Source organism: Pseudoflavonifractor phocaeensis (assembly GCF_016901735.1).
Classification (GTDB): Bacteria; Bacillota; Clostridia; order Oscillospirales; family Oscillospiraceae; genus Pseudoflavonifractor_A.
Genome location: NZ_JACLZC010000004.1, coordinates 12,432 through 38,928 on the forward strand (window position 1 = coordinate 12,432; position 26,497 = coordinate 38,928).

General features: G+C 55.8%; 18 protein-coding genes, 1 pseudogene and 1 CRISPR repeat array. Of the genes and pseudogenes, 16 read left to right on the forward strand and 3 right to left on the reverse strand.

What is annotated here, in order from left to right; genetic code table 11:
* Positions 1-29: 29 nt before the first annotated feature.
* Genes H7U37_RS01825 through H7U37_RS01835 form a run of 3 tightly spaced genes read left to right on the forward strand, consistent with a single transcriptional unit; the run spans position 30 to position 4,703 of the window.
* Positions 30-3,119 carry a type I restriction endonuclease subunit R gene (locus H7U37_RS01825; RefSeq protein WP_204873131.1) on the forward strand — a complete coding sequence of 1,030 codons (3,090 nt, stop codon included), beginning with the start codon at positions 30-32 and terminating at the stop codon, positions 3,117-3,119.
* A gap of 5 nt (positions 3,120-3,124) precedes the next feature.
* On the forward strand, positions 3,125-3,850 hold the full coding sequence (locus tag H7U37_RS01830; RefSeq protein ID WP_204873133.1) for a M48 family metallopeptidase: 726 nt from the start codon (positions 3,125-3,127) through the stop codon (positions 3,848-3,850).
* Between the two features lie 28 nt (positions 3,851-3,878).
* Entirely contained in the window at positions 3,879-4,703 is an 825-nt protein-coding gene (locus H7U37_RS01835; protein WP_243414197.1) for a hypothetical protein, read from the forward strand.
* A gap of 417 nt (positions 4,704-5,120) precedes the next feature.
* Here the strand turns inward: H7U37_RS01835 and H7U37_RS01840 are convergent, their stop codons facing one another.
* A complete protein-coding gene (locus tag H7U37_RS01840) occupies positions 5,121-5,258 on the reverse strand; it encodes a hypothetical protein (RefSeq protein ID WP_243413492.1) in 138 nt (45 codons plus the stop codon).
* Between the two features lie 78 nt (positions 5,259-5,336).
* Here H7U37_RS01840 and cas3 point away from each other — a divergent pair, with 78 nt between their 5' ends.
* The 8 genes from cas3 (at position 5,337) to H7U37_RS01880 (ending at position 17,446) form a co-directional block, all read left to right on the forward strand.
* Positions 5,337-7,478 (forward strand): CRISPR-associated helicase Cas3', encoded by a 2,142-nt coding sequence (cas3, locus tag H7U37_RS01845; RefSeq protein WP_204873135.1) that lies wholly within the window; start codon positions 5,337-5,339, stop codon positions 7,476-7,478.
* 246 nt (positions 7,479-7,724) lie between these two features.
* On the forward strand, positions 7,725-8,390 hold the full coding sequence (gene cas5c / locus H7U37_RS01850) for a type I-C CRISPR-associated protein Cas5c (RefSeq protein ID WP_204873137.1): 666 nt from the start codon (positions 7,725-7,727) through the stop codon (positions 8,388-8,390).
* Positions 8,387-10,120 (forward strand): type I-C CRISPR-associated protein Cas8c/Csd1, encoded by a 1,734-nt coding sequence (cas8c, locus tag H7U37_RS01855; RefSeq protein ID WP_204873139.1) that lies wholly within the window; start codon positions 8,387-8,389, stop codon positions 10,118-10,120. Before cas5c ends, cas8c begins: the two co-directional genes overlap by 4 nt.
* A complete protein-coding gene (cas7c, locus tag H7U37_RS01860; protein ID WP_204873140.1) occupies positions 10,121-11,017 on the forward strand; it encodes a type I-C CRISPR-associated protein Cas7/Csd2 in 897 nt (298 codons plus the stop codon). It abuts the gene before it with no gap.
* Positions 11,014-11,676 carry a CRISPR-associated protein Cas4 gene (cas4, locus tag H7U37_RS01865; protein ID WP_204873141.1) on the forward strand — a complete coding sequence of 221 codons (663 nt, stop codon included), beginning with the start codon at positions 11,014-11,016 and terminating at the stop codon, positions 11,674-11,676. The genes cas7c and cas4 overlap by 4 nt, the downstream gene beginning before the upstream one ends.
* The gene (gene cas1c, locus H7U37_RS01870) at positions 11,673-12,704 is read left to right on the forward strand and encodes a type I-C CRISPR-associated endonuclease Cas1c (RefSeq protein WP_204873142.1); all 1,032 of its coding nucleotides are present in this window, start codon (positions 11,673-11,675) and stop codon (positions 12,702-12,704) included. The genes cas4 and cas1c overlap by 4 nt, the downstream gene beginning before the upstream one ends.
* A gap of 6 nt (positions 12,705-12,710) precedes the next feature.
* Positions 12,711-13,001: a CRISPR-associated endonuclease Cas2 gene (cas2, locus tag H7U37_RS01875; RefSeq protein WP_204873143.1), complete on the forward strand. Its 291-nt coding sequence runs from the start codon at positions 12,711-12,713 to the stop codon at positions 12,999-13,001.
* Between the two features lie 173 nt (positions 13,002-13,174).
* A CRISPR array of direct repeats spans positions 13,175-16,859; the repeat unit is 33 nt; unit sequence GTCGCTCCCCGCAAGGGGAGCGTGGATTGAAAT.
* A gap of 56 nt (positions 16,860-16,915) precedes the next feature.
* Entirely contained in the window at positions 16,916-17,446 is a 531-nt protein-coding gene (locus tag H7U37_RS01880; protein ID WP_204873144.1) for a hypothetical protein, read from the forward strand.
* Between the two features lie 183 nt (positions 17,447-17,629).
* Here H7U37_RS01880 and H7U37_RS01885 read toward each other — a convergent pair whose 3' ends face one another.
* Positions 17,630-18,040, reverse strand: a complete 411-nt coding sequence (locus tag H7U37_RS01885; protein ID WP_204873145.1) for a MarR family winged helix-turn-helix transcriptional regulator — start codon at positions 18,038-18,040, stop codon at positions 17,630-17,632.
* Positions 18,041-18,194: 154 nt separating this feature from the next.
* On the opposite strand from H7U37_RS01885, the pseudogene H7U37_RS01890 reads away from it, so the two are divergent.
* From H7U37_RS01890 to H7U37_RS01910, 5 genes and pseudogenes are all read left to right on the forward strand, one after another.
* Positions 18,195-18,525 (forward strand): annotated as a pseudogene (locus H7U37_RS01890) (low molecular weight phosphatase family protein).
* Positions 18,526-18,928: 403 nt separating this feature from the next.
* A complete protein-coding gene (thrS, locus tag H7U37_RS01895; protein WP_204873146.1) occupies positions 18,929-20,695 on the forward strand; it encodes a threonine--tRNA ligase in 1,767 nt (588 codons plus the stop codon).
* A gap of 710 nt (positions 20,696-21,405) precedes the next feature.
* On the forward strand, positions 21,406-23,334 hold the full coding sequence (locus tag H7U37_RS01900) for an NAD(+) synthase (RefSeq protein ID WP_204873148.1): 1,929 nt from the start codon (positions 21,406-21,408) through the stop codon (positions 23,332-23,334).
* On the forward strand, positions 23,331-23,921 hold the full coding sequence (locus H7U37_RS01905; protein WP_204873149.1) for a chromate transporter: 591 nt from the start codon (positions 23,331-23,333) through the stop codon (positions 23,919-23,921). Before H7U37_RS01900 ends, H7U37_RS01905 begins: the two co-directional genes overlap by 4 nt.
* Positions 23,921-24,496: a chromate transporter gene (locus H7U37_RS01910; RefSeq protein WP_204873151.1), complete on the forward strand. Its 576-nt coding sequence runs from the start codon at positions 23,921-23,923 to the stop codon at positions 24,494-24,496. The genes H7U37_RS01905 and H7U37_RS01910 overlap by 1 nt, the downstream gene beginning before the upstream one ends.
* A 69-nt stretch (positions 24,497-24,565) precedes the next feature.
* On the opposite strand, the gene H7U37_RS01915 is transcribed toward H7U37_RS01910, so the two are convergent.
* On the reverse strand, positions 24,566-26,461 hold the full coding sequence (locus tag H7U37_RS01915) for a S41 family peptidase (RefSeq protein WP_204873153.1): 1,896 nt from the start codon (positions 26,459-26,461) through the stop codon (positions 24,566-24,568).
* Positions 26,462-26,497 lie beyond the last annotated feature (36 nt).

Below are 26,497 nucleotides of genomic sequence, written 5' to 3' on the forward strand. Positions count from 1 at the left end.
TTACTGATAGTTCCGAAAGGAGACCAACCATGGACAAATCTCTGTACTTAGAAAAGAATATCAGCCAGCAGCCGGCCATTGATCTGCTGCGGTCCATGGGCTATACCTACATATCCCCGGAGGACTGCGAGGCGCAGAGAGGCAGCCGATACCATGTGCTGCTGAAAGACATCCTCCGGGGCCAGTTGCGGCGGCTCAACCGCTATGCCTTCGCCGGTGCGGAAAACGAGTTCTCCGCCGCCAACATCGAGCGGGCTATAGAAGATTTGGACGAGCCTTTAACTGACGGCCTGATCCGCTCCAGTGAAAAAATCTATGATGCCCTGTTGCTGGGCAAAAGCTATCCAGAGACTGTCGGTGAGGGTAAAACCCTCAGTTTCAATCTGAAGTATATTGATTGGGAACATCCGGAGAACAACCTGTTCCATGTTACCGAGGAGTTTGCAGTAGACAGCCGGGACAAGCTTCACAATGCCCGGCCGGATATCGTGCTGTTTATCAACGGTATTCCCTTCGCTGTCATTGAGTGTAAAACGCCCCAGATCAGCGTAGAACAGGCTGTGGCGCAGAACATCCGCAACCAACAAAAGGAGTATATTCCACAGCTCTACAAGTTTGCTCAGATCGTGATGGCGACCAATAAAAACGCTGTGAAGTATGCCACCACCGGCACGCCTAAAAAATTCTGGAATGTGTGGAAGGAGCAGGATGCCGCTTTCCTGGAAGAGGCACTGGCCCAGCATGTGACTGACCGCACCCCAACTGAGCAGGATCGGAATTTGATTTCTCTGTTCAGCAAAGAACGGGTCATGGAACTGATCCGGTACTTTGTCCTCTTTGACACCAATGTAAAGAAGATTTGCCGGTATCAGCAGTATTTCGCCATCAAAAAGATTATCAAGACCATTCAGCAGTCGGACGAAAAGGGCAACCGTCAAAGTGGCGTCATCTGGCACACCCAGGGCAGCGGAAAAAGTCTGACTATGGTTATGCTGGCAAAGTATATCTTAATGGAACTGGCCGACTGCAACCCGAAAGTAGTCGTTGTCACTGACCGCAAGGAACTGGATCGTCAGATTGCCGCCACCTTTGCTCACACCCGCCTCAATCCGGCCAGAGCTACCAGTGGACGGAATCTGGTAGAGCTGCTGAATAGCGGCAAGGCGGATGTGGTCACTACTATTATCAATAAGTTCAACACCGCTGAGAAAATGGAGCACAAGAACTTTTCACGGGACGTGTTCTTGCTGGTGGATGAGAGCCATCGCTCCAACTATGGCCTGCTGGCGACGAAAATGAGAGCGGTATTCCCCAATGCCTGCTACATCGGCTTTACCGGAACGCCTTTGATGAAAAAAGAGAAGAACACCATGGCCAAGTTCGGAAAGCTGATCCATAAATATACCATCAAGGACGGTGTGGATGACGGAGCCATTGTTCCTCTCATTTACGAAGGCCGCTTTGTGGAACAGAATGTGGACGAGGCAAATATTGATCTCTGGTTCAAACAGAACACCAAACGGCTCACGGAAGCGCAGCGGGATGACCTTTCCCGGAAATGGAGCAGTATTCGCCGCCTGACTTCCACCGATGCCCGTATCAAGCGGATCGCTCTGGATATCAATGAGCACTTCATTGATGGGTACAAAGATACCGGCTTTAAGGCTATGCTGGCCACTAACTACAAGCGGGATGCAATTCGGTATCTGGAGTGTTTTGAGCAATTTGGGGATTTGAACTGTGCCGTGGTGATCTCACCGCCTGATCTGCGGGAAAGTGTAGACGATATAGACGAGGGTGCCGACGATAAGGTCATTACCTACTGGAATAAAATGATGAACCGCTACGGTGACGCAGATGCCTACGAAGAGGCAATGAAGAACCAGTTCTGCGCAGGGGACATCGATATTCTTATTGTGTGCAGTAAGCTGCTTACCGGTTTTGATGCCCCCATCTGCCAGGTGCTCTACATCGACAAAGAGTTGAAAGAACACGGTCTGCTCCAGGCTATTGCCCGCACCAATCGTCTGTATGAAGGCAAAGACTACGGCCTGATTGTGGATTACCGAGGACTGATTGAAAAGCTGGATACCGCTATGGATCTGTACAGCGGTGCCGGGCTGGAGAACTTTGACGGTGGAGACCTGAAGGGTGTCGTGGTGGATGTCATGTCCTCTGTGGCTGGCCTGCGGGAAGCCTATACTCGGTTGACAGAATTGTTTGCAGACTTGAAAAATCCACGCGACACCGAAGAAGTGGAAGTGTTTCTTGCTGACGATAAGAAGCGAGAGAACTTTTATAATCTCCTCTGTGCTTTTGGCAAAGCGTTGAATATGGTGCTGAATGCGGAACAGGCGTATGCAGCCATTCCGAAAGATGAATTGAAGCAGTATCAAAACACTTTTATCTTTTTCTCCAAGGTACGCCGTAGCGTGAAAATCCGTTACTGCGATGCCATTGATAACCGGGAATATGAGCCGCTGATGCAAAATCTTTTGGATACACACCTCTCCGTAGCTGGTCTAAAACAGATCACCAGCCCCATCGATATTCTGAACAAAGATGACTTTGAACGGGAATTAGAGGAATTAGGTTCGCTCCGTGCAAAGGCAGATGCTATTACCAGCAAATTGACCCGCAGCATCAGCGAAAAGTATCAGGAGAATCCTGCCTATTACGACAGTTTCTCTAAGCGAATCAAGGACGCATTGGAGCAATACAAGGAAAAAGTGATCTCTGAGGCCGAATATCTGGCAAAGATGCGTACCATCATGGAAGACTATCATGCCGGAAAAAGCACCGTGACATATCCGGAATCCATTAAGAATAATGTCCATGCCCAGGCGTTTTATGGTGTTCTGTCAGCGGTATTCGACGAAGCGAAGGAAGCGGAAGTTTCTCCTGATTTTGCTGCAGAGATTGCGGAAGACATTACAAAGATTGTAGCTAACCACAGTCAGGTGGACTGGACTAACAACAAAACAATCCACGACCGGATTTCGCAGGATATTGATGACCTTTTTTATGACTATGAGAAAGAACGGGGATTAAAACTGTCTTTTGACACCATTGATAAAATCATTGAAAATGTCAAAACAGTAGCACTTCGGAGGTTTTGACAACAATGGCACAGGAAAGAACCGTCTTATATGAAAATAATGAGATTCGCTATCTGCTGGAACAGAAGCCGGTAAAAAATCTCAATCTGCGGATTCATAAGGATTGCATGGTTTATGTTTCAGCTAATCCAGATGTCCCAGCTGAGAAGGTTGACGATTTTGTAGTGAGCAAAGGGGCCTATATCCGCTCAGCACAAAGAAAGTTTCGGGAGATGGCACAGTATGCCCCTCAACCCAAGCAATATGTCAGCGGAGAGACTTTCTATCTGCTGGGCAGAGGAGTCCGCCTGAAAGTGGAGGAAAATGTGCGAGACACAATTTCCTCTGATGGGATTTATCTGCATCTTTGCGTGAAAGACACGGAAGCCTTTGCAAAAAAGCAAAAGATGGTGACCCGTTACCTGGATGAGCAGTGTCGAACTGTTTTTAGTGAGATCATTCTGGAAATCTATCCTGTATTTCAAAAATATGGAGTACCGATGCCAACATTGCGGATTCGTGATATGGAGACACGGTGGGGCTCTTGCTTGGCAAAAAAGAGGGCTATTACACTCAACAAGCGTTTATTGGAAGCCCCCCGAAACTGTATCGAATATGTCGTAATGCATGAGTTCTGTCATTTTATCCACCCAAATCATTCAAAGCATTTTTATAGTTTCTTGGCCATGCTTATGCCCGATTGGAAAGAACGCAAGACAGTTTTAGATCGCAGCGCAACATTTTGGCTATGAGCAATTAAGCAAAAGGGGAAATGTTTCAATGGATGATTTGCAAGAGAAAAAATGCCGGTGTAAACTTTGTGGCGCTTTATTCAAAGATAGTGATATGAGCGAAGAGCATTATCCCGCCCGGAGTACTGGTAATGATGATATTGTTGCACTCGATATTATCAAAATGTTTGAATCACTTCGGTCCTCAAAAGTACATTCTGAAATCGAAAAAAGGTTAGCTGTCGGTGAAAAACTTGAAGATATTACTGGGAATATCTTGGACACACAGTTAACAAAATCTTTATATCCAAAAGGGAGAACTGCTAGGACACTATGTCGAAAATGTAATACGTTTTTGGGGAAATATGATAAATCGTATTTGCGTTTTTTTGATTTGGATGGCAATCCAAAGGCCATAAAGGGCTTTCAGAGACAGACAAAATATCAGATAATTAAAGCTATTTATGCCAAGTTTATATCACTCCCGGAGACGCAAGATGAAGAATTTGACTTTTTAGATTTTATTAGAAATGAAGATGAAACCAGCTATAATGGAACATGGAAGCTCTACTTTGTAAAACGTGATAAGCGATCAGATCTTATGGGGCTGCCAGATATCGGAACCGGCAAAATAGTATTTGATGAAGGTGTTGTTTATGAAATGTCTGATGATAAGTTTATCTTTGATCTAATGAACTTTCCGAAGCATGCCTGTTTTCAAATGACTAACATTTTTGATATTTTAAATAAAAACTATAGATTGACTGAAGGAACTGGAAAGGATGGTGGATATCACGCTCAGGTGCTGATAAGCAGATTGTTTTCTCAAATAAATATTCAAGTACCTGAAGAAGGTGTGTCAAAGTTAGAATAGCGTCTAGAAAACAAACAATATACATGTTATAATACACTTAAACCATCCAACCAGCTATCTCAAGCAAAACCCTTGATAGGATGGCCCGGATAGATTTTTGATAGCAAAAGTCCGAATAGACCTTAGGATAAGGATAATCTGCGTCAAATAAAACCACGACGAATTAAATCCTCTATACAAAAAAGTTTAGAAATGGATTTAACTCGGCGAGTGGGAATGATTTCAGAGGCCCGGAAAAGCCTGATTTTACTGGGTTTTTGAAGGGTTAAGGCCATTCGTGGCAACGATTTGGCAACACTTTTTCATTATTCATAAAAAGAGAGCTAACTGATTTTGATTAGTCAGTTAGCTCTCTTTTTCTTTTTATTATTACTCTGTGCAACAAACGGCCTCTCCCGTGGCCTACAAGTGAGCAGGTCAAAAGAGGTCCTGGGGCGGCGCCTTCACATAGGTCTGGGCCTTGTCAAACTCCGGGTAGCGGTAGCGCCACTGGTCGTAGTCCTCTTTGGAGATTTCGCCCGCTGAAAGAAGGGACGCAATCTTGATCGCGTACATCACATGGAATGGTCCGGTTTATGGTACACGTTCTATGTTATACTATGAATGAAATAGGAGTTGAAAGGAGTACCTGCTATGGAAGGTTTCACCTGTTTGGCCCATGTCGCCGATGACGGGCGGTCACAAACCATTCTTTCGCATCTACAAGGTACTGCCGGTCTGGCCAAAAGATTTGCGATGCCTTTTGGCGGAGAAGCGCAGGCAGAACTGGCCGGATTGGCCCATGATATCGGAAAATACTCCGACGCATTTCAAAAGCGTTTGCGTGGCTGCCCGATTCAGGCAGACCATTCCACAGCCGGCGCGGTGGAGTGCTGGGAGCGCAGACAGCTTTTCGCAGCGTTTGCGGTGGCAGGTCACCACGGCGGTCTGCCGGACGGCGGCAGTCAGACAGACAGGCCGGATCAGGCCACGCTGTGGGGGCGTCTCAAACGGAAAGAGAGCCTGGAACCCTATGGGGACTGGGAGCAGGAGATAACCTTGCCCCAGGCAGGCGTTCCCCCCTTTCTTATGAAGCCATCCGGACCGGAATGGATATTTTTTACCCGGATGCTCTACTCCTGCCTGGTGGACGCCGATTTTCTGGACACAGAGGCGTTTATGGATGGCAGGAGCCGGGAGCGTAATGAGACTTCCATGGAAGCGCTGTGGGACAGGCTGCAAAGTTACATATCCGGCTGGTTCCCGCCAAAGGGGGAGCTGAACCGCCGGCGCTGTCAGATTCTGGAGCGGTGCATACAGGAGGGAGAAGGGCGGACGCCGGGACTTTTTTCCCTCACCGTGCCCACCGGCGGGGGAAAGACCGTTGCCTCCCTTGCCTTTGCCCTGGCCCATGCCAAAAAGCACGGCCTGCGGCGGGTGATCTATGTGATCCCCTATACCTCCATCATTGAACAGAACGCGGAGGTATTCCGGGAAATACTGGGCAGGGAAAACGTATTGGAGCACCACTCCAATCTGCTCTATGATTTGGAGAGAGAGGCCCGGCCCCACACCATCCGGCTGGCCAAAGCCACCGAAAACTGGGATATGCCGGTGGTGGTGACCACAGCGGTACAGTTTTTCGAGTCGCTATATGCCTGCCGCTCCTCCCAGTGCCGCAAGCTCCACAACATTGCGGGCAGTGTGGTGATTTTTGACGAGGCCCAGATGCTCCCCCTGCCCTATCTGCGGCCCTGCGTCTGGGCCATTTCCCAACTGGTGGCCCATTACAACGTTTCCGCTGTCCTCTGTACCGCCACGCAGCCTGCCCTGGAGCCGATTTTTCGTGAATTTCTTCCCAATATTTCCATGCGGGAGCTGTGCCCGCCCGATATCTGCCGGTGGGAGGTGTTCCGCCGGGTCTCCTTCCGGCAGGCCGGCGGGATGACCTGGGATGCACTGGCCGCACAGCTCAACGCCCACAGCCAGGTTTTGTGTATCGTCAACACCAGAAAGGCGGCCCAGGAGGTATATGGACGTCTGGATAACACAGGCAGTTTTCACCTGTCTACCCTCATGTGCCCCAGCCACCGGAAGGAACAGCTGCGGGAGATGCGCCGCCGCCTGAAGGAAGGGCTGCCCTGCCGGGTGGTGTCCACCTCCCTTATTGAGGCCGGCGTGGATGTGGACTTCCCGACGGTATTCCGGGAAACAGCCGGTTTGGATTCCATTTTGCAGGCCGCCGGACGGTGCAACCGGGAGGGAAAACGCCCGGCGGCGGAGAGCATCGTCTACATTTTTGAAGGAGAAGCACCGGCGCCTCCACTCTTTTCCGATGCCATTGGAGCGGGAAAAACGGTCATGTCCCGCTATACTGATCTCACCTCCCGGGAGGCCGTCCACCGCTATTTTTCAGAGCTGTTGGATTTGAAGGGAAAAGAGGCCCAGGATAAGGAAAAGATTCTGTCCCTCCAGCAGTCGGCGTTCTTTCCGTTCCGCACGGTGGCGGAGCGCTTCCACCTCATCGACACCCCCACCCGGACGGTCTATGTCCCGTGGGGAGAGGGAGCGGGCCTGATCGAGCAGCTGTACGCCGGCGGGGGAGGACGGATCCTTTTCCGACAGCTGGGGCAGTATGGCGTGTCCGTTTACGAACAGCATTTTGCCGCCCTGGAAGCGGCGGGAGATTTGGAGGTGCTGGAAAACGGCGCGGCCATCCTGCGCAATCCGGCCCTTTATGCCGCTGAAACCGGCCTTTCCCTGGAGGCTGACAGCGGAAAGGGATTGTTTATCTGAGGAAAAGGTAGTGGGGAAGCGAAACGCTTCCCCACTACCCCTGACAGGATCTTCTCTAACTCAATATTTCAATCCACGCATTGCGGCGACAGAGCTAGTATAACACATAGGCGCGCCTCTTGGCAAACTCAATTAAAATTTTATTGAGTTAGAAAAGATAAATATTGAATTGTATTTTGAGATGTGATATATTTGACTCATGACAAAAAATGCGCAAAAACAAGTGAATGGAAAGGAGTGACGCCTATGTCCATCAAACTGGAGGTATGGGGAGATTACGCCCTCTTTACACGCCCGGAGATGAAGGTGGAACGAGTGAGCTATGATGTGATGACCCCCTCGGCAGCCCGGGGACTGATTGAGGCCATCTACTGGCATCCGGGTATGCGGTGGTGTATTGACCGCATCCATGTCTGTGCTCCCATCCACTTCACCAACCTGCGGCGCAACGAGGTCAAATCCACGATCTCCGCCAGGACCGCCCGTACGGTCATGGAACGGGGGAAGGGGGCGCTGTATCTCAGCACCTCGGAGGACATCCAGCAGCGGGCCGCCCTGCTGCTGCGGGAGGTCCGCTATGTGATCGAGGCTCATTTTGATGTGGTGAAAGAAAAGGCCGCGCCGGGGGACAATTCGGGGAAATTTCAGGACATTGTAAAACGGCGCATCCAGAAAGGGCAGTTTTATCATCAGCCCTGCTTCGGCTGCCGGGAGTTTCCCGCTCAGTTTCGCCTGTGTCAGGAACTCCCGCCCTGTCCGGAGGAGCTGAAAGGGGAGCGGGACCTGGGCTGGATGCTCTACGACATGGACTATACCGACCCGGAAAACATCACTCCCCTCTTTTTCCGCGGCATTCTCCGGGACGGGGTGCTGGAGGTTCCGTCCTGGGACAGTGAGGAGGTGCGGCGATGATCCTGCAGGCACTGACGGATTACTACCGTACTTTGGAAGAAAAAGGCGAAATCTCTCCGCCCGGCTGGGGAGAGGTCAAAGTCTCCCATGCCCTGTGCATAGGAGCAGACGGGACGCTAGAGCAGGTGGTATCTGTCCAGACAGAACAGACCAAGGGGAAAAAGACGGTGCTGGCGCCCCGCCCCATGATGCTTCCGGCTCCGGTGAAACGTACGGTGGGGATCGCGCCCAATTTTCTCTGTGACAATTCCGGCTATTTCCTGGGAGCGGACAACAAAGGAAAACCTCAGCGGACATTGGAGTGTTTTCAAGCGTGCAAAGCCCTTCACGAGGAGCTGCTGGAAGGGGTGGACAGTCCTGTGGCCCAAGCTGTGCTGGCTTTTTTCCGGACATGGCAGCCGGAGCAGGCGGCCAGTCACCCGGCGTTGTTGCCCTGCTGGGATGCGATTCTATCCGGCGGCAATCTGGTCTTTCGGTATGAGGGAAGATTTGTTCATGAGGACCCTTTGGTCCGGCAAGTCTGGGACAGCCGCTATGGGACAGCAGAGGATGGGCCCCAGATGGTGTGTCTGGTCACCGGGGAGCGCGGAACAGTGGAGAGCATCCATCCCTCCATTAAAAATGTACAGGGCGCCCAGTCCAGCGGCGCGGCGCTGGTGTCCTTCAATGCACCCGCATTTTGTTCCTACGGCAAGGAGCAAAATTATAACGCCCCCACCGGCAAATACGCCGCCTTTGCCTACACCACGGCCCTCAACCACCTGCTGGCCGACCGGGAGCACGTCTACCGGATGGGGGACGCCACCGTGGTCTGCTGGGCCAGATGCGGCGGAGATGCCTATCAGAATCTGATGGGCTGGGCCTTTTTTGGGGCTGAGCCGTCCTATACGCTGACCGATTTACAGGGAGCATTGAAAAACTTGTGCATGGGGAACGCAGTGGATTTGGACGAGGAGCGGCTGGACCCCCACATGGACTTTTACATCCTGGGACTCTCTCCCAATTCCGCCCGGCTCTCGGTGCGCTTTTTCCTCCACAACACCTTCGGAGCCTTCCTCCGCAATGCCCAGGCCCATCAGCAGCGGCTGGAGATCGTCAAACCGGTCTATGACAAATTTGATACGATCCCCATCTGGAAACTGCTGGATGAAACGGTAAATCAAAACAGCCGGGATAAAACGCCTTTGCCCAATATGGCCGGCGAGGTGCTGCGGGCTGTCCTCACTGATACCCGCTACCCAGCCACTCTGTTGAACGGCGTGGCCCTGCGCATCCGGGCGGAACACAGTATGACCCGTGGCCGGGCCGCCATTCTCAAGGCCTACTATCTGAAAAATACACATCCTGACGTACCAAAGGAGGTTTTGACCGTGTCCCTCAATCCCGACAGCACCAACGTCCCCTACAACCTGGGACGGCTCTTTTCCGTGCTGGAAGCCGTCCAGTCCGCCGCCAATCCCGGGATCAACGCCACCATCAAGGATAAGTATTTCAGTTCGGCGTCGGCGACCCCCGCCATTGTGTTTCCGGTCCTGGTCAATCTGGCCCAGAAACACCTGAAAAAGCTGGATGGCGGCCTGCGTACCCACTATGATAAACAAATCACCACTCTGCTTTCCAAGCTGGGCGAGAGTTATCCCCCGCGTATGAACCTGCCCCAACAGGGCTGCTTCCAGCTGGGCTACTACCACCAGACCCAGAGCCGTTTTGAGAAAAAGGAGGAAAAGTAAATGTCTGAGCCTATTAAGAACCGCTATGAATTCGTCATTCTCTTCGACGTGGAAAACGGCAACCCCAACGGCGATCCCGACGCCGGCAACATGCCCCGGGTGGACCCGGAGACCGGTCTGGGTATCGTGACCGACGTATGCCTCAAGCGGAAGATCCGCAACTATGTGGAGACGGTGAAGGAGGACGCCGCCGGCTACCGCATCTATGTCAAGGACGGCGTGCCGTTGAACCGCAGCGATGCTGAGGCTTACGCGGAGCTGGAAGTCACGGAAAAGAACGTAAAGGAAAAGAAAAAATCCGACCCCGATCTGGACCGGAAGATCCGGGACTGGATGTGCGCGAATTTTTATGATATCCGCACCTTCGGCGCGGTAATGACCACTTTTGTCAAGGCGGCCCTCAACTGCGGCCAGGTGCGGGGCCCGGTACAGCTGGGCTTTGCCCGCAGCGTGGAGCCGGTGGTGCCCCAGGAGGTGACCATCACCCGGGTAGCCATCACCACCGAGGCCGACGCCGAAAAGAAGGGCACCGAAATGGGCCGGAAGTACATCGTTCCCTATGGTCTCTATCGCTGCGAGGGCTATATCTCCGCCAATCTGGCCCGCAAGACCACCGGTTTCTCCGAAGAGGACCTGTCCCTGCTGTGGGAGGCCATCCTCAATCTGTTTGAGCACGACCGCTCCGCCGCCCGCGGCAAGATGGCGGTGCGGGAGCTCATCGTATTCAAACACGACAGTGAGCTGGGCTGTGCGCCCGCCTGGAAGCTTTTTGACACGGTGACGGTTACCCGGAAAAATCCGGACGAGGCCGCCCCCGCCCGTTCCTATCAGGACTATATCGTCTCCGTGAATGAGGCGGCATTGCCCGCCGGCGTTACCTGTCAGCGCATGGGGTGATCTATGCTGAGGAGGACTTCCTCCAGTTGTCCGGTTTGCAGCACTTTGCCTTCTGCCGCCGTCAGTGGGCGCTGATCCACATCGAGCAGCAGTGGAAGGAAAATCTCCGTACCGTAGAGGGCGATCTCTTCCACCATCGGGCCCATGACGGGCAGAGCCGGGAGCGCCGGGGAAACACCCTGATTCTGAGGGGGATTTCTGTGTCCTCGCCCACCTTGGGGATTTCCGGGAAATGTGATGTGGTGGAGTTTCATGCGGACCCAAACGGCGTTTCGCTTCATGGGGAAGAAGGGCTTTGGACGCCTTTTCCCGTGGAGTATAAGCGGGGCGCGCCCAAGGCGCACCAGGCCGACGAGCTGCAGCTGTGCGCCCAGGCCATGTGTCTGGAGGAAATGCTCTGCTGCACCATTCCGGAGGGAGCCCTTTTTTACGGTGAGACCCGGCGGCGTACGGCAGTATCATTTTCCGTGGAACTGCGGAGCCGGGTGAAAGAGCTGCTGGAGGAAATGCACCAGCTCTACCGCCGGGGGCATACGCCAAAAGTCCGGCGGTCCAAATCCTGCAATGCCTGCTCCTTGCAGGAGCTCTGCCTTCCTGCGCTGATGAAAGGAAGCGATGTGGACGCCTATCTGCGTCAGGCCATGGAGGAAACGCCATGAGACAGTTGCTCAACACGTTATTTGTGACCTCGGAGGATATCTATCTCTCTCTGGATGGGGAAAATGTGGTGGCCAGCCGGGACAAAACAGCGGTGGCCCGCTATCCGCTCCATACGCTGTCCGCCGTCCTCACCTTTGCCTATCCGGGGGCATCTCCGGCGCTGATGGGGGCCTGTGCGCAGCGGGGCATTTCCTTGTCCTTCTGTACGCCCAGGGGAAAGTTTTTGGCCCGGGTCACCGGCGAGGCCAACGGGAATGTACTGCTGCGCCGCACCCAATATCGAGCGGCGGATGACCCGATACAGAGCTGTAACATTGCCCGCTCCATGGTATTCGGCAAGATCCATAATGCCCGATGGAGCATTGAGCGCACCCGCCGGGATCACGGCCTTCGGGTGGATGACCGGCGGCTGGGGGAAGTATCCGGCCAGCTGAAAGCACTGCTGCCGCAACTGCTCGGGGAGACGGATCTGGAGCGTCTGCGCGGGCTGGAGGGGGCGGGAGCCACAGCCTACTTTGGGGTATTCGATCAGCTGATTTTGGGGGATCGATCTCTGTTTCGGTTTGGGACCCGCAGCCGGCGGCCGCCGCTGGACCCGGTGAACGCCCTGCTTTCCTTTGCGTACAGTCTGCTGTCCCACGACTGTGCCTGGGCGCTGGAAAGTGTGGGCCTGGATTCCTATGTTGGTTTTCTCCATCGGGACCGGCCGGGCCGCAGCTCCCTGGCGCTGGATCTGATGGAGGAATTCCGACCCTGTATGGCAGATCGGTTTGTATTGACCTGCATCAATAACCGAATCTTTCAGGAATCGGATTTTATCTGTCGGGAAAACGGCGGTGTGCTGCTCAGTGAGGGAGGAAGGCGTACCTTTCTTCAACGGTGGCAGGCACGCAAAAAAGACAGCCTGACCCATCCTTTTCTGGGGGAGAAAGTGCCATGGGGCCTGGTGCCTTATATACAGGCGCTGCTTTTGGCCCGGTATCTGAGAGGGGATTTGAAAGACTATCCGCCCTTTTTATGGAAGTGAGCATGTATGCTGGTACTGATTACATACGATGTCAATACGGAGGACGCGGCAGGCCGCAGGCGGCTGCGCCAGATTGCCAGGCAGTGTGTCAACTATGGACAGAGGGTTCAGTGCTCTGTGTTTGAATGTTTGCTGGACACGGCCCAATGTAAACTGCTTCAGGCAAAGCTGCTGTCCATTATGGATCCGGAAAAGGACAGCCTGCGCTTTTATTATCTCGGAAAACGATATGAAAACAAGGTGGAACACTTTGGCTGTAAATCGTCCTATCTGCCGGAGGCACCGTTGGTTCTCTAGAGGTGCGATGTGGCAGCGGCCATAGATGGTGTGGGCGGTTCGCACCGAAATAAAGCTGTTTTTCGCAACTTAAATGAACTGATATTATCCATAGCATTGAAAAAGCGCTGCAAATATGCTAAAGTTTATCTAAACAATACAAATTTGCAGGTATAGTTTTGTATATATCTGCTGTCGCTCCCCGCAAGGGGAGCGTGGATTGAAATCCGGAGGGTGCACAGGAGACCGACGATCTGATTAACGTCGCTCCCCGCAAGGGGAGCGTGGATTGAAATTCAATGCCATGGGCGGCTGCTGCAATGGCGGCGGTCGCTCCCCGCAAGGGGAGCGTGGATTGAAATCACCCCTGATGGTGGAAAAAAAATCCGCCCTCCTGTCGCTCCCCGCAAGGGGAGCGTGGATTGAAATGTCCCTAATTTTAATCGGCCGGATAAACTTTATCCGTCGCTCCCCGCAAGGGGAGCGTGGATTGAAATTTTTCTCGGGCGTACTTAACAGCGCGTTGAGGGGTCGCTCCCCGCAAGGGGAGCGTGGATTGAAATGCTGGCCGTTGGCTCTTGGCCCGTCCAGTTCCGCGTCGCTCCCCGCAAGGGGAGCGTGGATTGAAATTGCCACTCGACGAACACCTGCCCCTCGAACGTGTCCCGTCGCTCCCCGCAAGGGGAGCGTGGATTGAAATAAATGCGATCAGCTCGACACCATCAACGACGGTGTCGCTCCCCGCAAGGGGAGCGTGGATTGAAATCTGCCACCTACGCTGCTCAGCAGCCTGCTGAGCAGTCGCTCCCCGCAAGGGGAGCGTGGATTGAAATTCCTACTTTTATGGAGGATTTCCAAAAAATTGTTCAGTCGCTCCCCGCAAGGGGAGCGTGGATTGAAATTCCGCCATGGAGACCATGAAGGACCTGTGCCAGATGTCGCTCCCCGCAAGGGGAGCGTGGATTGAAATCGGTCTTGTTTTTATCTTCCACCGGCGCTATGGCCGTCGCTCCCCGCAAGGGGAGCGTGGATTGAAATTGCTTTGAAAGTTGTGGACTCTGGGATGTACCTGTCGCTCCCCGCAAGGGGAGCGTGGATTGAAATAAACCGTAGAAACCGGAAAATCTGACCCCGGCAAGTCGCTCCCCGCAAGGGGAGCGTGGATTGAAATTGAAATCAATGTCCTTACCCATGTTAGGAGACAACAGTCGCTCCCCGCAAGGGGAGCGTGGATTGAAATTGTAAACAAGGAGGAAGCCAATGGCGACTAGCATCGTCGCTCCCCGCAAGGGGAGCGTGGATTGAAATCTGTCGGATACCAAGGCCAACAGCGCCGACGGCACCGTCGCTCCCCGCAAGGGGAGCGTGGATTGAAATCATATGACAACTATGTGGCCCTCCTCCACCAGGGGTCGCTCCCCGCAAGGGGAGCGTGGATTGAAATATGTGGGCAACTTCAAGGCCCTGGGCACGCTGTGTCGCTCCCCGCAAGGGGAGCGTGGATTGAAATCGGCTCCACGAATGGCTCCGAAGAGGCAAAGGGGTCGCTCCCCGCAAGGGGAGCGTGGATTGAAATACTCCCACCTCTGATGATGGACGGTGGGAGACGGTCGCTCCCCGCAAGGGGAGCGTGGATTGAAATTGAGCCTAACCCTGAGCCTGAAAATGGCCCGGAGTCGCTCCCCGCAAGGGGAGCGTGGATTGAAATAGCTGCTGCGGCATCCAGCGCCGCGACTACCCAGGGTCGCTCCCCGCAAGGGGAGCGTGGATTGAAATCTCCGGCGTGGGCGTCTCCTCCACCGCCAGCGCGTGTCGCTCCCCGCAAGGGGAGCGTGGATTGAAATCGAAAGAATCCCAGCTAGCAGCAAGAGGGCAACGAGTCGCTCCCCGCAAGGGGAGCGTGGATTGAAATATTGCAACGAGTCTTGATCTCCATGAGAACGTACCCGTCGCTCCCCGCAAGGGGAGCGTGGATTGAAATGAGTGCATAAAGAACCTCCTCACGGTCCAAGCTGTCGCGTCGCTCCCCGCAAGGGGAGCGTGGATTGAAATAAGTTGCCAACGGTACCACACATCAAGGGCTAAAGTCGCTCCCCGCAAGGGGAGCGTGGATTGAAATTGGATAAGTCCGCGGCGACGAAAAGCCCCCGCTGTCGCTCCCCGCAAGGGGAGCGTGGATTGAAATACCAGCAGCCCAACACCAAAGGACCGGAAGAAGCGTCGCTCCCCGCAAGGGGAGCGTGGATTGAAATATTGCCCACTAGTTGCAACTCAAAGAGCTGGTTAAAGGTCGCTCCCCGCAAGGGGAGCGTGGATTGAAATCCACACAAAAATACATCCTCTTATAGGCCCCGGCCGTCGCTCCCCGCAAGGGGAGCGTGGATTGAAATTGTGCATTGATGTCGATGAATGCAATGCACCCGTCCAGTCGCTCCCCGCAAGGGGAGCGTGGATTGAAATCTATGTGTCCCGCGTCCCAAAGTCCTCCGATTACGTCGCTCCCCGCAAGGGGAGCGTGGATTGAAATAACTATGACCGTGGCCTGAAATTCCAGGTTGACGGTCGCTCCCCGCAAGGGGAGCGTGGATTGAAATGGTGATTTCATCGGCAAGCTGCTGACCTTTTGCGTCGCTCCCCGCAAGGGGAGCGTGGATTGAAAAACCAGTCCCGCGCCCCATTTGGCCGCCGTGACGATGGTCGCTCCCCGCAAGGGGAGCGTGGATTGAAAAAACGGGGACACCATCACGGCCAGCCGCAAGGTCCAGTCGCTCCCCGCAAGGGGAGCGTGGATTGAAAAAGCACCGTCCACGAGGCAATCGTGGCGGCGGGCATCGCGTCGCTCCCCGCAAGGGGAGCGTGGATTGAAATCTGCCGCCAATTGCTTATTTATCATGCTCTTTTCTTGTCGCTCCCCGCAAGGGGAGCGTGGATTGAAATCGACGCCGGGCCAGCTGGCGGACTACCTGGACAACGTCGCTCCCCGCAAGGGGAGCGTGGATTGAAATATCCCAAAGTATGCGCCGTACTTTGACAGCTTCGTCGCTCCCCGCAAGGGGAGCGTGGATTGAAATGGCATTGACAGCGTGATGAAAAAAGCGGTGGAAGGTCGCTCCCCGCAAGGGGAGCGTGGATTGAAATCGTGCATCTTCCGTTGTGTGAACAAACGGATTTGAAGTCGCTCCCCGCAAGGGGAGCGTGGATTGAAATAACGGCTTGTATTTGAGTAACCGATACGCCGGACAGTCGCTCCCCGCAAGGGGAGCGTGGATTGAAATTGCACAATCTGTTAAGCTCATAAACATTACTTTCGGTCGCTCCCCGCAAGGGGAGCGTGGATTGAAATTGTGCATCCGGTGTATATAAAACTGCACGCCTGAGTCGCTCCCCGCAAGGGGAGCGTGGATTGAAATTGAAAAAGTTAGCTTTATACCCTATCGCCTGCAGTCGCTCCCCGCAAGGGGAGCGTGGATTGAAATCAGTATTTAACGCTCCCGACTCCGACGCCCACCGTCGCTCCCCGCAAGGGGAGCGTGGATTGAAATAGTGCCAGGGCCTTAGCGTGTGCGACTTCTGGGTGTCGCTCCCCGCAAGGGGAGCGTGGATTGAAATGGGAAAATGGAGGACGTGGGGAAACGTGAATACCGTCGCTCCCCGCAAGGGGAGCGTGGATTGAAATGGACCGTCTCATGCCCATCCAAACGGCCATAAGGGTCGCTCCCCGCAAGGGGAGCGTGGATTGAAATCCATACCTCCAAAAAGGCGCGGGGAAATGAGGAGGTCGCTCCCCGCAAGGGGAGCGTGGATTGAAATATATCGTGAAACGATGCTCCATATAGTAGTACGCTAGTCGCTCCCCGCAAGGGGAGCGTGGATTGAAATCGGCCTGGGCGGAGGATAACATCAGCGGTATAGGCAGATACAGGAACTTCGTTGATGTGATAATTGCTCCTGTCATTGTCTTCCAGGCCGTTCATGCCCTTAACCGGAGTGCGCACATAGGAGGAACCGTCTCCGACCGTGTAAAAATCCCACAAAATAGGGTTAACGGAAAGGCCGGCCTCCTCCAGCGCCTCTTTGAGAGAGGGGGCTTTGCTGGTGTCGATATTGGCCGATCCGGTGCCGCAGGTGGCGATGTCAGCACTGGAGCGGCTGAACAGGCTGACAGCGGCGCCGTTTTTGAGCGGCAGGGCGTTGTTGTCGTTTCTCAGCAGCACGGCGCCTTCGCCGGTGAGCTGTTCGGCCACCTCTTTATCATGGGCCTCCAACGCTTCAACGGAAGCAAAGTCACATTCAAAGTAGACTGCGTCCTCGTTTTTGTTTTCGACTTTATATGTATCGATGTGAAGGGCGATGTTGATCGCCTGAGCAGCGCCAAAGGCGACATAGCTGGCGATGAGGGCGGCGATGAGCAGAATGGCGCATACGGCGGTCAGAATAGACCAGAGCAATGTCCTGGGCTTGCCTGAATGAGCGGATTGTTTCATGAGTAGAACTCCTTTCGAATAGAGATCCTTGATGCGTGGAGCGATAAATCCCGAATAGAAGTGCCTCCTTTCCAATCCTCTAAAAGCTAGATATCTAGCTTTTAGAGGATAAAAAACGTCGCTTCGCTGAAAAAGCAGTTTATATAAAAGAAGCAACGTTTAAAATCAAAAATTGATATTTTTATCAATCTGCAACAGGACTTGTTCCACTATTTTCAACTGTTCGGGAGTGGTCCCGCGGAGGGTGTGGGCCAGGAAGATTTCCACAACAGACTGACCCTCTTGCGCCAGTGCCTTTCCCTTTGGGGTGAGGACAAGACGCTTGAGACGGCGGTCTTTTTTTAATTGTAAGCGCCGGAGGTATCCTGTTTCTTCTAAATTATTTAAAAGATGTGTGATGGAAGAACTGCGAATCTGGAAGAACTGCGCCAGTTCTTTGGGAAAAACATCTCTCTGTTCCGATTTTTTTTCCAGATAAAGGAGCAGAAGCATCTGGGTGCTGCCCACAGGCATATCAGAAAAGAGATGTTCAAGGTATCGGTATATTTTGTGATAATCGCTGGTAAAAAGCTCCATTAGAGTGCGGGCATCCAAAAAAATCACACCTTCAAAAGCTAGATTTCTAATAATCTAAGGAACGAAAAAATTATATATAAAATTATATCAGAAGTCAAGAGGGAGGCAGACCTGTGAATAAAAGTAACTGATCCAGAAGATTTTGGGGGAATCCATGGACCAAAAACCCGGAGTAGCCTTTGTATTTGTCCACAATTCCTGCCGCGGTCAGATCGCAGAAGCCTTGGATAAGCTGCTGGCCGCCGATGTGTTTGCCAGCTATTCCGCAGGGACGGAAAGCGAGCCGAGGATCAACCAGGACGCAGCGCAGCAAACGGTTGTCTGAGATTCCTCCTGTTGATATTGCGATAACCATGGGGTGCAGCGTATCCTGTCCGTCGCTTTCTTGCCAATATCGGGAAGATTGTGGCCTGGAGGCTCCCACCGGCAAGGAGGAGCATCGCTTTTTAGCTGTTTTAGTATTCATAAAAAGGAGCGTGAACTGATTTTAGTTACCGCCGTCTTTCCGGCGGCCTCATCCGGCGTTTTGGGTGAAAAAAGGCGTATGGCTGTGGAAAACTGGTCCCTTGACAGGGCGGTGGAATGGTGATATATTGTCATCATTCAAACGGCGCTGACGGAGACGAAACCGCCCCGCCCCGGACAGAGAGGGACCTGTTTTGGCTGAAAGGGTCCTACGGAGGGCAGACGGCATGACCACTCCAGAGCTTCCCACCGAACCCCAAAGGACAGTAGGCTGGGACGGGTCCTCCCGTTATTGAGGTCACGAGCGACGGCATTGTGCCGTAAGCAGGGTGGAACCGTGGAGCGTATATCGCCTCACCCCTGATATGTTCTCAGGGGTGAGGCGTTTTTTCTTACCCCGATATTGTAAAGGAGGTTTTATTCATGTCCGAAGAAGTCAAGAACGAATTCAGCTTTGAGAATCCCGAATACCGCAAGACCTATTGGCACACCTGCTCCCATATCCTGGCCCAGGCCGTCAAGCGCCTCTATCCCGAGGTGAAGCTGGCCATCGGCCCCTCCATCGACGAGGGTTTTTACTATGATATGGACTCCCCCTTCCCCTTTACCCCCGAGATCATGGAGAAGATCGAGGCGGAGATGCGCAAGATCTGCAAGGAGAAGCTGAAGCTGGAGCGGTTTGAGCTGCCCCGGGAAGAGGCCCTCAAGTTTATGGAGGAAAAGGGCGAGCCCTACAAGGTGGAGCTGATCAACGACCTGCCCGCCGACGCCCACATCTCCTTTTATAAGCAGGGCGAGTTTACCGACCTGTGCGCCGGTCCCCACCTGGACTCCACCGGTCGGGTGAAGGGCAACGCCATCAAGCTCACCGCCTGCAACGCGGCCTACTGGCGAGGCGACTCCAACCGGGAGACCCTCCAGCGCATCTACGGCATCGCCTTCCCCAAGAAGGACGAGCTGGACGCCTACCTGCAGCGCATCGAGGAGGCCAAGAAGCGGGACCACCGCAAGCTGGGCAAGGAGCTGGGTCTCTTCATGCTGCGGGATGAGGGCCCCGGCTTCCCCTTCTTCCTGCCCAAGGGCATGGTGCTGCGCAACACTCTGATCGACTACTGGCGTCAGGTTCACAAGCGCTACGGCTATGTGGAGATCTCCACCCCCATGATGCTCAACCGTCAGCTGTGGGAGCGCTCCGGCCACTGGGATCACTATAAGAACAATATGTACACCACCGTTATCGACGATGTGGACTTTGCCGTCAAGCCCATGAACTGCCCCGGCGGTATGCTGGTCTACGCCAGCGAGCCTCACTCCTACCGGGATCTGCCCCTGCGGGTGGGCGAGCTGGGTCTGGTCCACCGCCACGAGCTGTCCGGCGCGCTCCACGGCCTGTTCCGGGTGCGCTGCTTCACCCAGGACGACGCCCACATCTTTATGGCCCCCGAGCAGCTCAAGGACGAGATCAAGAACGTGGTCAAGCTCTTTGACGAGGTCTATTCGGTGTTCGGCCTGCCCTATCAGATCGAGCTGTCCACCATGCCCGAGGACCACATCGGCACCGTGGAGCAGTGGGAGCACAACCAGGACATCCTGAAGGAAGCCATTACCGAGATGGGGAAGGATTTCGTCATCAACGAGGGAGACGGCGCGTTCTACGGCCCCAAGCTGGACTTCCATCTGGCCGACTCTCTGGGCCGTACCTGGCAGTGCGGCACCGTCCAGCTGGACTCTCAGCTGCCGGAGCGCTTCGAGCTGGAGTACACCGGCGAGGACGGCCAGAAGCACCGCCCCGTGATGCTCCACCGCGTGGTACTGGGCTCCATCGAGCGGTTCATCGGCGTCATCACCGAGCATTTTGCCGGCGCCTTCCCCACCTGGCTGGCGCCCGTGCAGGTTAAGGTCCTGCCCATCACCGACCGGGCCGCGGAGTATGCCCATCAGGTGGCGGATCAGCTCAACGCCCAAGGTTTCCGGGTGGAAGTGGACGGCCGGAACGAGAAGATCGGCAAGAAGATCCGTGACACCCAGCTGGAGAAGGTGCCCTATATGCTGGTGGTGGGCGACAAGGAGGCCGAGAGCGGCGATGTGGCGGTGCGGAACCGTCACGGCGAGCAGACTGTCATGTCCTTCGACGGCTTCGCGGCCAAGCTCCATGCGGAAGTGGACAGCAAGGCTCTCACGCAGGACTGATTGTATTTGGCCCTGCGCGGGTAGCACCAGGCGCGTTCACGGCTCCTTCTGCGCTGCGTAGGGGGCGGACACTGTCCGCCCCGCCTTTCCTGTGGGCCCCGCCGCCCCCGGCGGGGTAATCGGATATCCTCCCACCTCGTAGGGGCGACCCTTGTGGTCGCCCGCATCCATGCAGGCATTTTGACGTTTCCTGCAACACGTTCCACTTTTTCGACAGCCTGAGCCCCCGGACTGATGGTCCGGGGGCAGACGGAAGCTTTCCGTGCTTCGTTTCTTTCTTGCAGATGGTGAGGGAAAAAGGAGCCCCCGGACTGATGGTCCGGGGGCAGACGGAAGCTTTCCGTGCTTTGTTTCTTTCTTGCAGATGGTGAGGGAAAAAGGGGCCCCGGACTGATGTCCGGGGGCAGACGGAAGCTTTCTTTGCCTTCTTTCTTTCTCGAAAGAAGGTTCACAAACTATTCACAATTCCGTCATGAAATATCCGCAATTATTGGGTATGATAACGATGGATTCAGGAAGGAGCAGACCTGAAATCCAAAACAGACACACCGATCCAATCCCTCTCCAACCCCCTTTGCAAACACACAACACACACCCAGAGAGCCCGGCCTGAAAAGGCCGGGCTTTTTGGGCTTTTTCTTGCAATTATCTTGGAATTGGGCTATGATGTTTAGGATAACAAAGAAGCGCAAACAGGAGGTATCGTAACGATGCGAGATGGTTTTGTCAAAGTAGCCGCCGGCACGCCGCATATCAAGGTAGCGGACTGCCGTTATAACGCCGAGCAGATCTTCACCCTCATGCGGGAGGCGGACAAGCAGGGCGTGAAGGTGCTGTGTCTGCCCGAGTTGTGCCTGACGGGCTACACCTGCGGAGACCTGTTCCTCCAGCCCACGTTGCTCCGGGGCGCGGAAGAGGGCCTGGCCACCATTTTGGAGGCCACCAAGAATCTGGACATGGTCGCCGCCATTGGTCTGCCGGTGCGAAACAAGTGGGACGGCAAGCTTTATAACTGCGCCGCCGTCATCCACAAGGGGGAGATCCTGGGCGTGGTGCCCAAGACCTACCTGCCCAACTACGGGGAATTCTACGAGCAGCGGTGGTTCGCTTCCGGCGCCGGTCTGGACCACTGTATCGAGCTGTGCGGCCAGCAGATGAATCTGGGGAACAGCGGTGTCTTTGCCTGTACCACCATGCCCAATCTGGTCATCGGTGTGGAGATCTGCGAGGATCTGTGGGCGGCGGAGCCGCCCTCCGCCGCGCTGGCCCGGGGCGGCGCTACCATCGTTCTCAACCTGTCCGCCTCCAATGAGACGGTGGGCAAGGCCAATTACCGCCGCTCCCTGGTGACCGGCCAGTCGGGACGGCTGGTGTGCGGCTATGTGTACGCCGACGCCGGAGAGGGGGAGTCCACCACCGATCTGGTGTTCGCCGGCCACAATATGATCGCCGAAAACGGCAGCCTGCTCACCGAGCGGCGCTTTGCCACCGGCCTTACCATCAGCGAGATCGACGTGGACCGCCTGGCCTATGAGCGGCAGCGGATGAACACCTATGGCCCCCAGAAGGAGAAAGAGATCTGGCGGGTTACCTTTGATATGGAGCTGGGGGACACCCACCTCACCCGGTACGTCTCGCCCATGCCCTTTGTGCCGGAAAACGAGGCCGACCGGGCCGAGCGGTGCAATGAGATTTTGAAAATCGCCGCCCTGGGTCTTAAAAAGCGGCTGGAGCATACCCACGCCAGAACGGCGGTGGTGGGCCTGTCCGGCGGCCTGGACTCTACCCTGGCTATCCTCATCACCGCCGTGGCCATGAAGCTGCTGGACCGTCCGGCCAGCGACATCATCGCCGTGACCATGCCCTGCTTCGGCACCACCGACCGCACCCGGGACAACGCCGTGGAGCTGGCCGAGCGGCTGGGAGCCACCCTCCAGCGCATTGACATCGGCGAGGCGGTGAAGGTCCACTTCAAGGACATCGGCCAGTCCATGGAAAACCACGACGTGACCTTTGAGAACGGCCAGGCCAGAGAGCGGACCCAGGTGCTGATGGACATCGCCAACCAGACCGGCGGCATGGTCATCGGCACCGGCGACCTCTCGGAGCTGGCGTTGGGCTGGTGTACCTACAACGGCGACCATATGAGCAACTATGCGGTGAACGCCTCTATCCCCAAGACCTTGGTGCGCCATCTGGTGAGCTTCATCTCGGACGACAAGGGGGAGGAGGACCCCCGCCTCTCCGCCGTGCTGGACGACATTCTGGATACGCCGGTCTCTCCCGAGCTGCTCCCGGCCATCGAGGGCAAGATCGCCCAGAAAACAGAGGATCTGGTGGGCCCCTATGAGCTCCACGATTTCTTCCTCTACTATGCCATTCGCTGGGGCTTCCCGCCCCGCAAGGTATTCCGTCTGGCCGAGCAGGCCCTGGGACGGCGGTATGACCGGGCTGTGATCCTCAAGTGGCTGAAGAACTTCTATCGCCGCTTCTTCTCCCAGCAGTTCAAGCGATCCTGTCTGCCCGACGGTCCCAAGGTGGGATCGGTGGCGCTCAGCCCCCGGGGCGACTGGCGGATGCCCTCTGACGCTGTGGCGGCGCTGTGGCTGGAGGAGTTGGAGGAGCTGGACCGGGCATGAATGTGTATGTTGATCTGTTTGTGACCTTTGCAAAGATTGGGGTATGCACCTTTGGCGGCGGGTACGCCATGCTGCCCATTCTTCAGCGGGAGCTGGTGGACAAAAAGAAATGGACCACCGAGGAGGCGCTGGCCGACTACTACGCCGTGGGTCAATGCACCCCCGGCATCATCGCGGTGAATACCGCCACCTTCGTGGGCTTCGATCAGAAGGGCAACCTGGGCGGGATCGTGGCCACACTGGGTCTGGTGGCGCCCTGTATCCTCATCATCGGCATTATCGCCGCCTTTTTGTCCAATTTCGCGGAAAACCAGTATGTGATCCACGCCTTTGCGGGGGTCCGGGCCTGTGTATGCGCGCTGATTCTGTCCAGCGTGCTCAAGCTGCGCAAGACCACGGTGGTGGACGGCGCGACCTTTGGGATTTTCCTGGTGGTGTTTCTGCTGTCGGCGGTGTCCATCTTCGTGACGCTGGAGACCGGGACGCTGCTGGGCGCGGTATTCAACTTCTTTACCTCGCCGGTGGTGCTGGTCATCCTGGCGGGTCTGGCGGGCTATGTGATCCGCCGCGTAAGGGGGTGGAAGTGATGGTACTGATCCAGCTTTTCCTGGAATTTTTCCGGGTGGGCCTTTTCTCCGTGGGCGGCGGACTGGCCACCATTCCCTTTTTGACCGATCTGGGCAACCGGACAGCATGGTTTACCCAGGCGGAGCTGGCCAATATGATCGCCGTGTCCGAGTCCACCCCCGGCCCCATGGGCGTCAATATGGCCAGCTATGTGGGCTTTGAGACCGCCGGACCGGTGGGCTGCATGGTGGCCACGCTGGGCCTGGTGGCCCCGTCCATCATTGTAATTCTCATCATTGCCCGCTTTTTGCAAAAATTCCGCACCAGCCGGACGGTGGACGGCGTATTCTACGGTCTGCGCCCGGCGTCCACAGCGCTCATCGCCTCCGCCGGTTTTCTGTCGGTGGTGAAAAGCAGTCTGCTGGCCCTGGATAAGCTGGGCGTGACCCAGGCGGTGACCGAGCTCTTCCACTGGAAGGCCGTGGTGCTGTTTTTGGTGGTATTCGCCCTGCTCCATGTGCCCAAGGTAAAGGGTCTGCATCCCATTTTGTTCATTGCCGCCTCGGCGGTGGTGGGCATTCTCTTCCAATTCTGACAAGGGTAAAACCGCAAACGGCCGCATACCTCCTTTTCGGAAGTATGCGGCCGTGTTGTGTGTTTGCTGTTACGCGGGCAGAATACCGGTCCGCTCCAGGACGGCGCACAGCAGGTCGGCGGCCTCCTCCCGGGAAATGGGGGCCGTGGGATCAATCCGGGTCACGTCGTCCCACAGCAGGGAGACGGGCTGGTCCAGCTCGTCCAACTGACTGGAGGAGAGGAGCCAAACCGACAGACGGGACCAGGGAGCAAAGCGGCTCAGGCGGTCGCTGTCCAGATCCTCCTGCGTCGCGCCCTGACGGGAAATCTGGAAGGTAAGGCTGACGCGCTGGGCCAGGCGGCCCATAATGGTAAAGAACTGCTCATGGGTGACTGTGTCATCCGGGCGGAAGAGGCCGTTGCCCACTCCCTCCACCAGACCCATTTTGGCGATGGCGTTGATGGCCAGACCGTAGGAGTCATCCATGGAGACGTCGGAGAAAAGGCTCTCGCCGGTGGGGACGGTGCAGTTGAGGGCCTGGGCCAGCAGCGCGGCCAGCTGTGCCCGGGTCAGGGAGCTTTTGGGGAAGTAGGAGCCCTGGCCGTTCCCCAGAACCACGCCGTAGACGGCCAGGCGCTGGATGGACTGGGCGTAGGGGCTGCCCTCAACGTCGGAAAAGAGGCGGCTTTGGAAGGGAATGGAGTGGTCAGCCGCCGCCTGCTGAGGCTGGACAGAGTTCCAGCCGTCGCCGCTGCCCTGCCAGAGGGCGGCGGTGGGAGGGATGGCGGCCAGCAATTGGGCAAAGACCTCCGGCTGTGCCAGCGCCGCTTTTTGGGAGATGTACCAGCTGCCGTTCAGGTCCAGCCGGTAATATCCCGCGGTCCCGCCGCTGGGCGGAGCGGCGGAGAGGAGGAGAGCCACCTCCTGGGCCAGATCAGGGCTAACCAAAAGGTGGGGGATGACGCCCACAGTGTCGGTGGTGGAGCCGCTGGCGGTGTAGAAGCGGACGGTGGTGATCTTCATGGCGTCGCCGTCAAAGAGCTCTGGGTTGGTATACTGGTCAAGCACGCTCTGGGCCACACCCTTGCCGTAGGTGCGTCCGCCGATGACCAGCCCGGCCTTGAGGTCCCGGATGCCGGCGGAAAAGATCTCGGAGGCGCTGGCGGTACCCCCGTCGGTCAGCACGATCAGCGGGGCGCTGGAAATCTGCTCCCGCTTGGCCTCCAGGGCGGACAGCTGTGCGCTGCCGTCCATAAAGTAACACTTGATGCCGCCGCCGGTAAAGACGGAGAGGGTATCCAGGGCGGCCTGGGTCAGGCCACCACCGTTGTCCCGCAGGTCCACGATCCAGCGGTCGGCCTGGGGAAATTGGTCCAGAGCCTCGGTAAAGTGGGCGTAGGTGTCATGCCCAAAGGTGGTGCAGGTCAGGAGGCCCACATGGTCCTCCAGCAGCTGGGCGGAGGTGGCGGCCACGAGAATGGAGGAGCGGGTAAGGGTGCAGGCGGCGGAGACGCCGTCCCGCAGGTAAGTAATGGTCACCTGGGTGCCCTCCTGCCCCTGAATGAGAGCGCTGACGGCGCCCATCTCCAATCCGGCGGTGGAGACACCGTCCACGGCGGTGATAAGGTCGCCGGCCTGCAGTCCAGCCTCCAACGCCGGGGAGCCGGCCAGCACCTCCACCACCACCGGCCCGTTTTCACTGGCCTGCATCTTGACGCCGATTCCGGTGAGCTGTACATCCTCCATGGAGGCCAGGAAGGCGGCGTATTCGTCGGCGGTAAAGTAGGTTGTGTAGTGGTCGCCCAGGGCGGAGAGCATCGCGTCGATGGTGGGCTGTGCCAGGACCTCCTGGGAGACGTCGTCAATATAATAATCCTGCAAAAGCTGGCCGGCCTCCTGGGCCGTGAGGGCACGGGCGGGCAGCGTCAGCAGGGAAAGTGCCAGAACGAGCGCCGCAAACCGGCGGCGGAAGGTGTGAGACATGGAAGGACCCCCTTGCGTTCAAATTTTACCCGCCCA

Bases quoted from the DNA above. Each gene is read 5' to 3' on its own strand.
- thrS (WP_204873146.1), top strand. From the start codon at position 18,929: ATGTCCGAAGAAGTCAAGAACGAATTCAGCTTTGAGAATCCCGAATAC.
- H7U37_RS01900 (WP_204873148.1), top strand. From the start codon at position 21,406: ATGCGAGATGGTTTTGTCAAAGTAGCCGCCGGCACGCCGCATATCAAG.
- H7U37_RS01825 (WP_204873131.1), top strand. From the start codon at position 30: ATGGACAAATCTCTGTACTTAGAAAAGAATATCAGCCAGCAGCCGGCC.
- cas3 (WP_204873135.1), top strand. From the start codon at position 5,337: ATGGAAGGTTTCACCTGTTTGGCCCATGTCGCCGATGACGGGCGGTCA.
- H7U37_RS01905 (WP_204873149.1), top strand. From the start codon at position 23,331: ATGAATGTGTATGTTGATCTGTTTGTGACCTTTGCAAAGATTGGGGTA.
- cas8c (WP_204873139.1), top strand. From the start codon at position 8,387: ATGATCCTGCAGGCACTGACGGATTACTACCGTACTTTGGAAGAAAAA.
- cas5c (WP_204873137.1), top strand. From the start codon at position 7,725: ATGTCCATCAAACTGGAGGTATGGGGAGATTACGCCCTCTTTACACGC.
- cas2 (WP_204873143.1), top strand. From the start codon at position 12,711: ATGCTGGTACTGATTACATACGATGTCAATACGGAGGACGCGGCAGGC.
- H7U37_RS01830 (WP_204873133.1), top strand. From the start codon at position 3,125: ATGGCACAGGAAAGAACCGTCTTATATGAAAATAATGAGATTCGCTAT.
- cas1c (WP_204873142.1), top strand. From the start codon at position 11,673: ATGAGACAGTTGCTCAACACGTTATTTGTGACCTCGGAGGATATCTAT.
- cas7c (WP_204873140.1), top strand. From the start codon at position 10,121: ATGTCTGAGCCTATTAAGAACCGCTATGAATTCGTCATTCTCTTCGAC.
- H7U37_RS01835 (WP_243414197.1), top strand. From the start codon at position 3,879: ATGGATGATTTGCAAGAGAAAAAATGCCGGTGTAAACTTTGTGGCGCT.
- H7U37_RS01840 (WP_243413492.1), bottom strand. From the start codon at position 5,258: ATGTACGCGATCAAGATTGCGTCCCTTCTTTCAGCGGGCGAAATCTCC.
- H7U37_RS01910 (WP_204873151.1), top strand. From the start codon at position 23,921: ATGGTACTGATCCAGCTTTTCCTGGAATTTTTCCGGGTGGGCCTTTTC.
- H7U37_RS01915 (WP_204873153.1), bottom strand. From the start codon at position 26,461: ATGTCTCACACCTTCCGCCGCCGGTTTGCGGCGCTCGTTCTGGCACTT.
- H7U37_RS01885 (WP_204873145.1), bottom strand. From the start codon at position 18,040: ATGGAGCTTTTTACCAGCGATTATCACAAAATATACCGATACCTTGAA.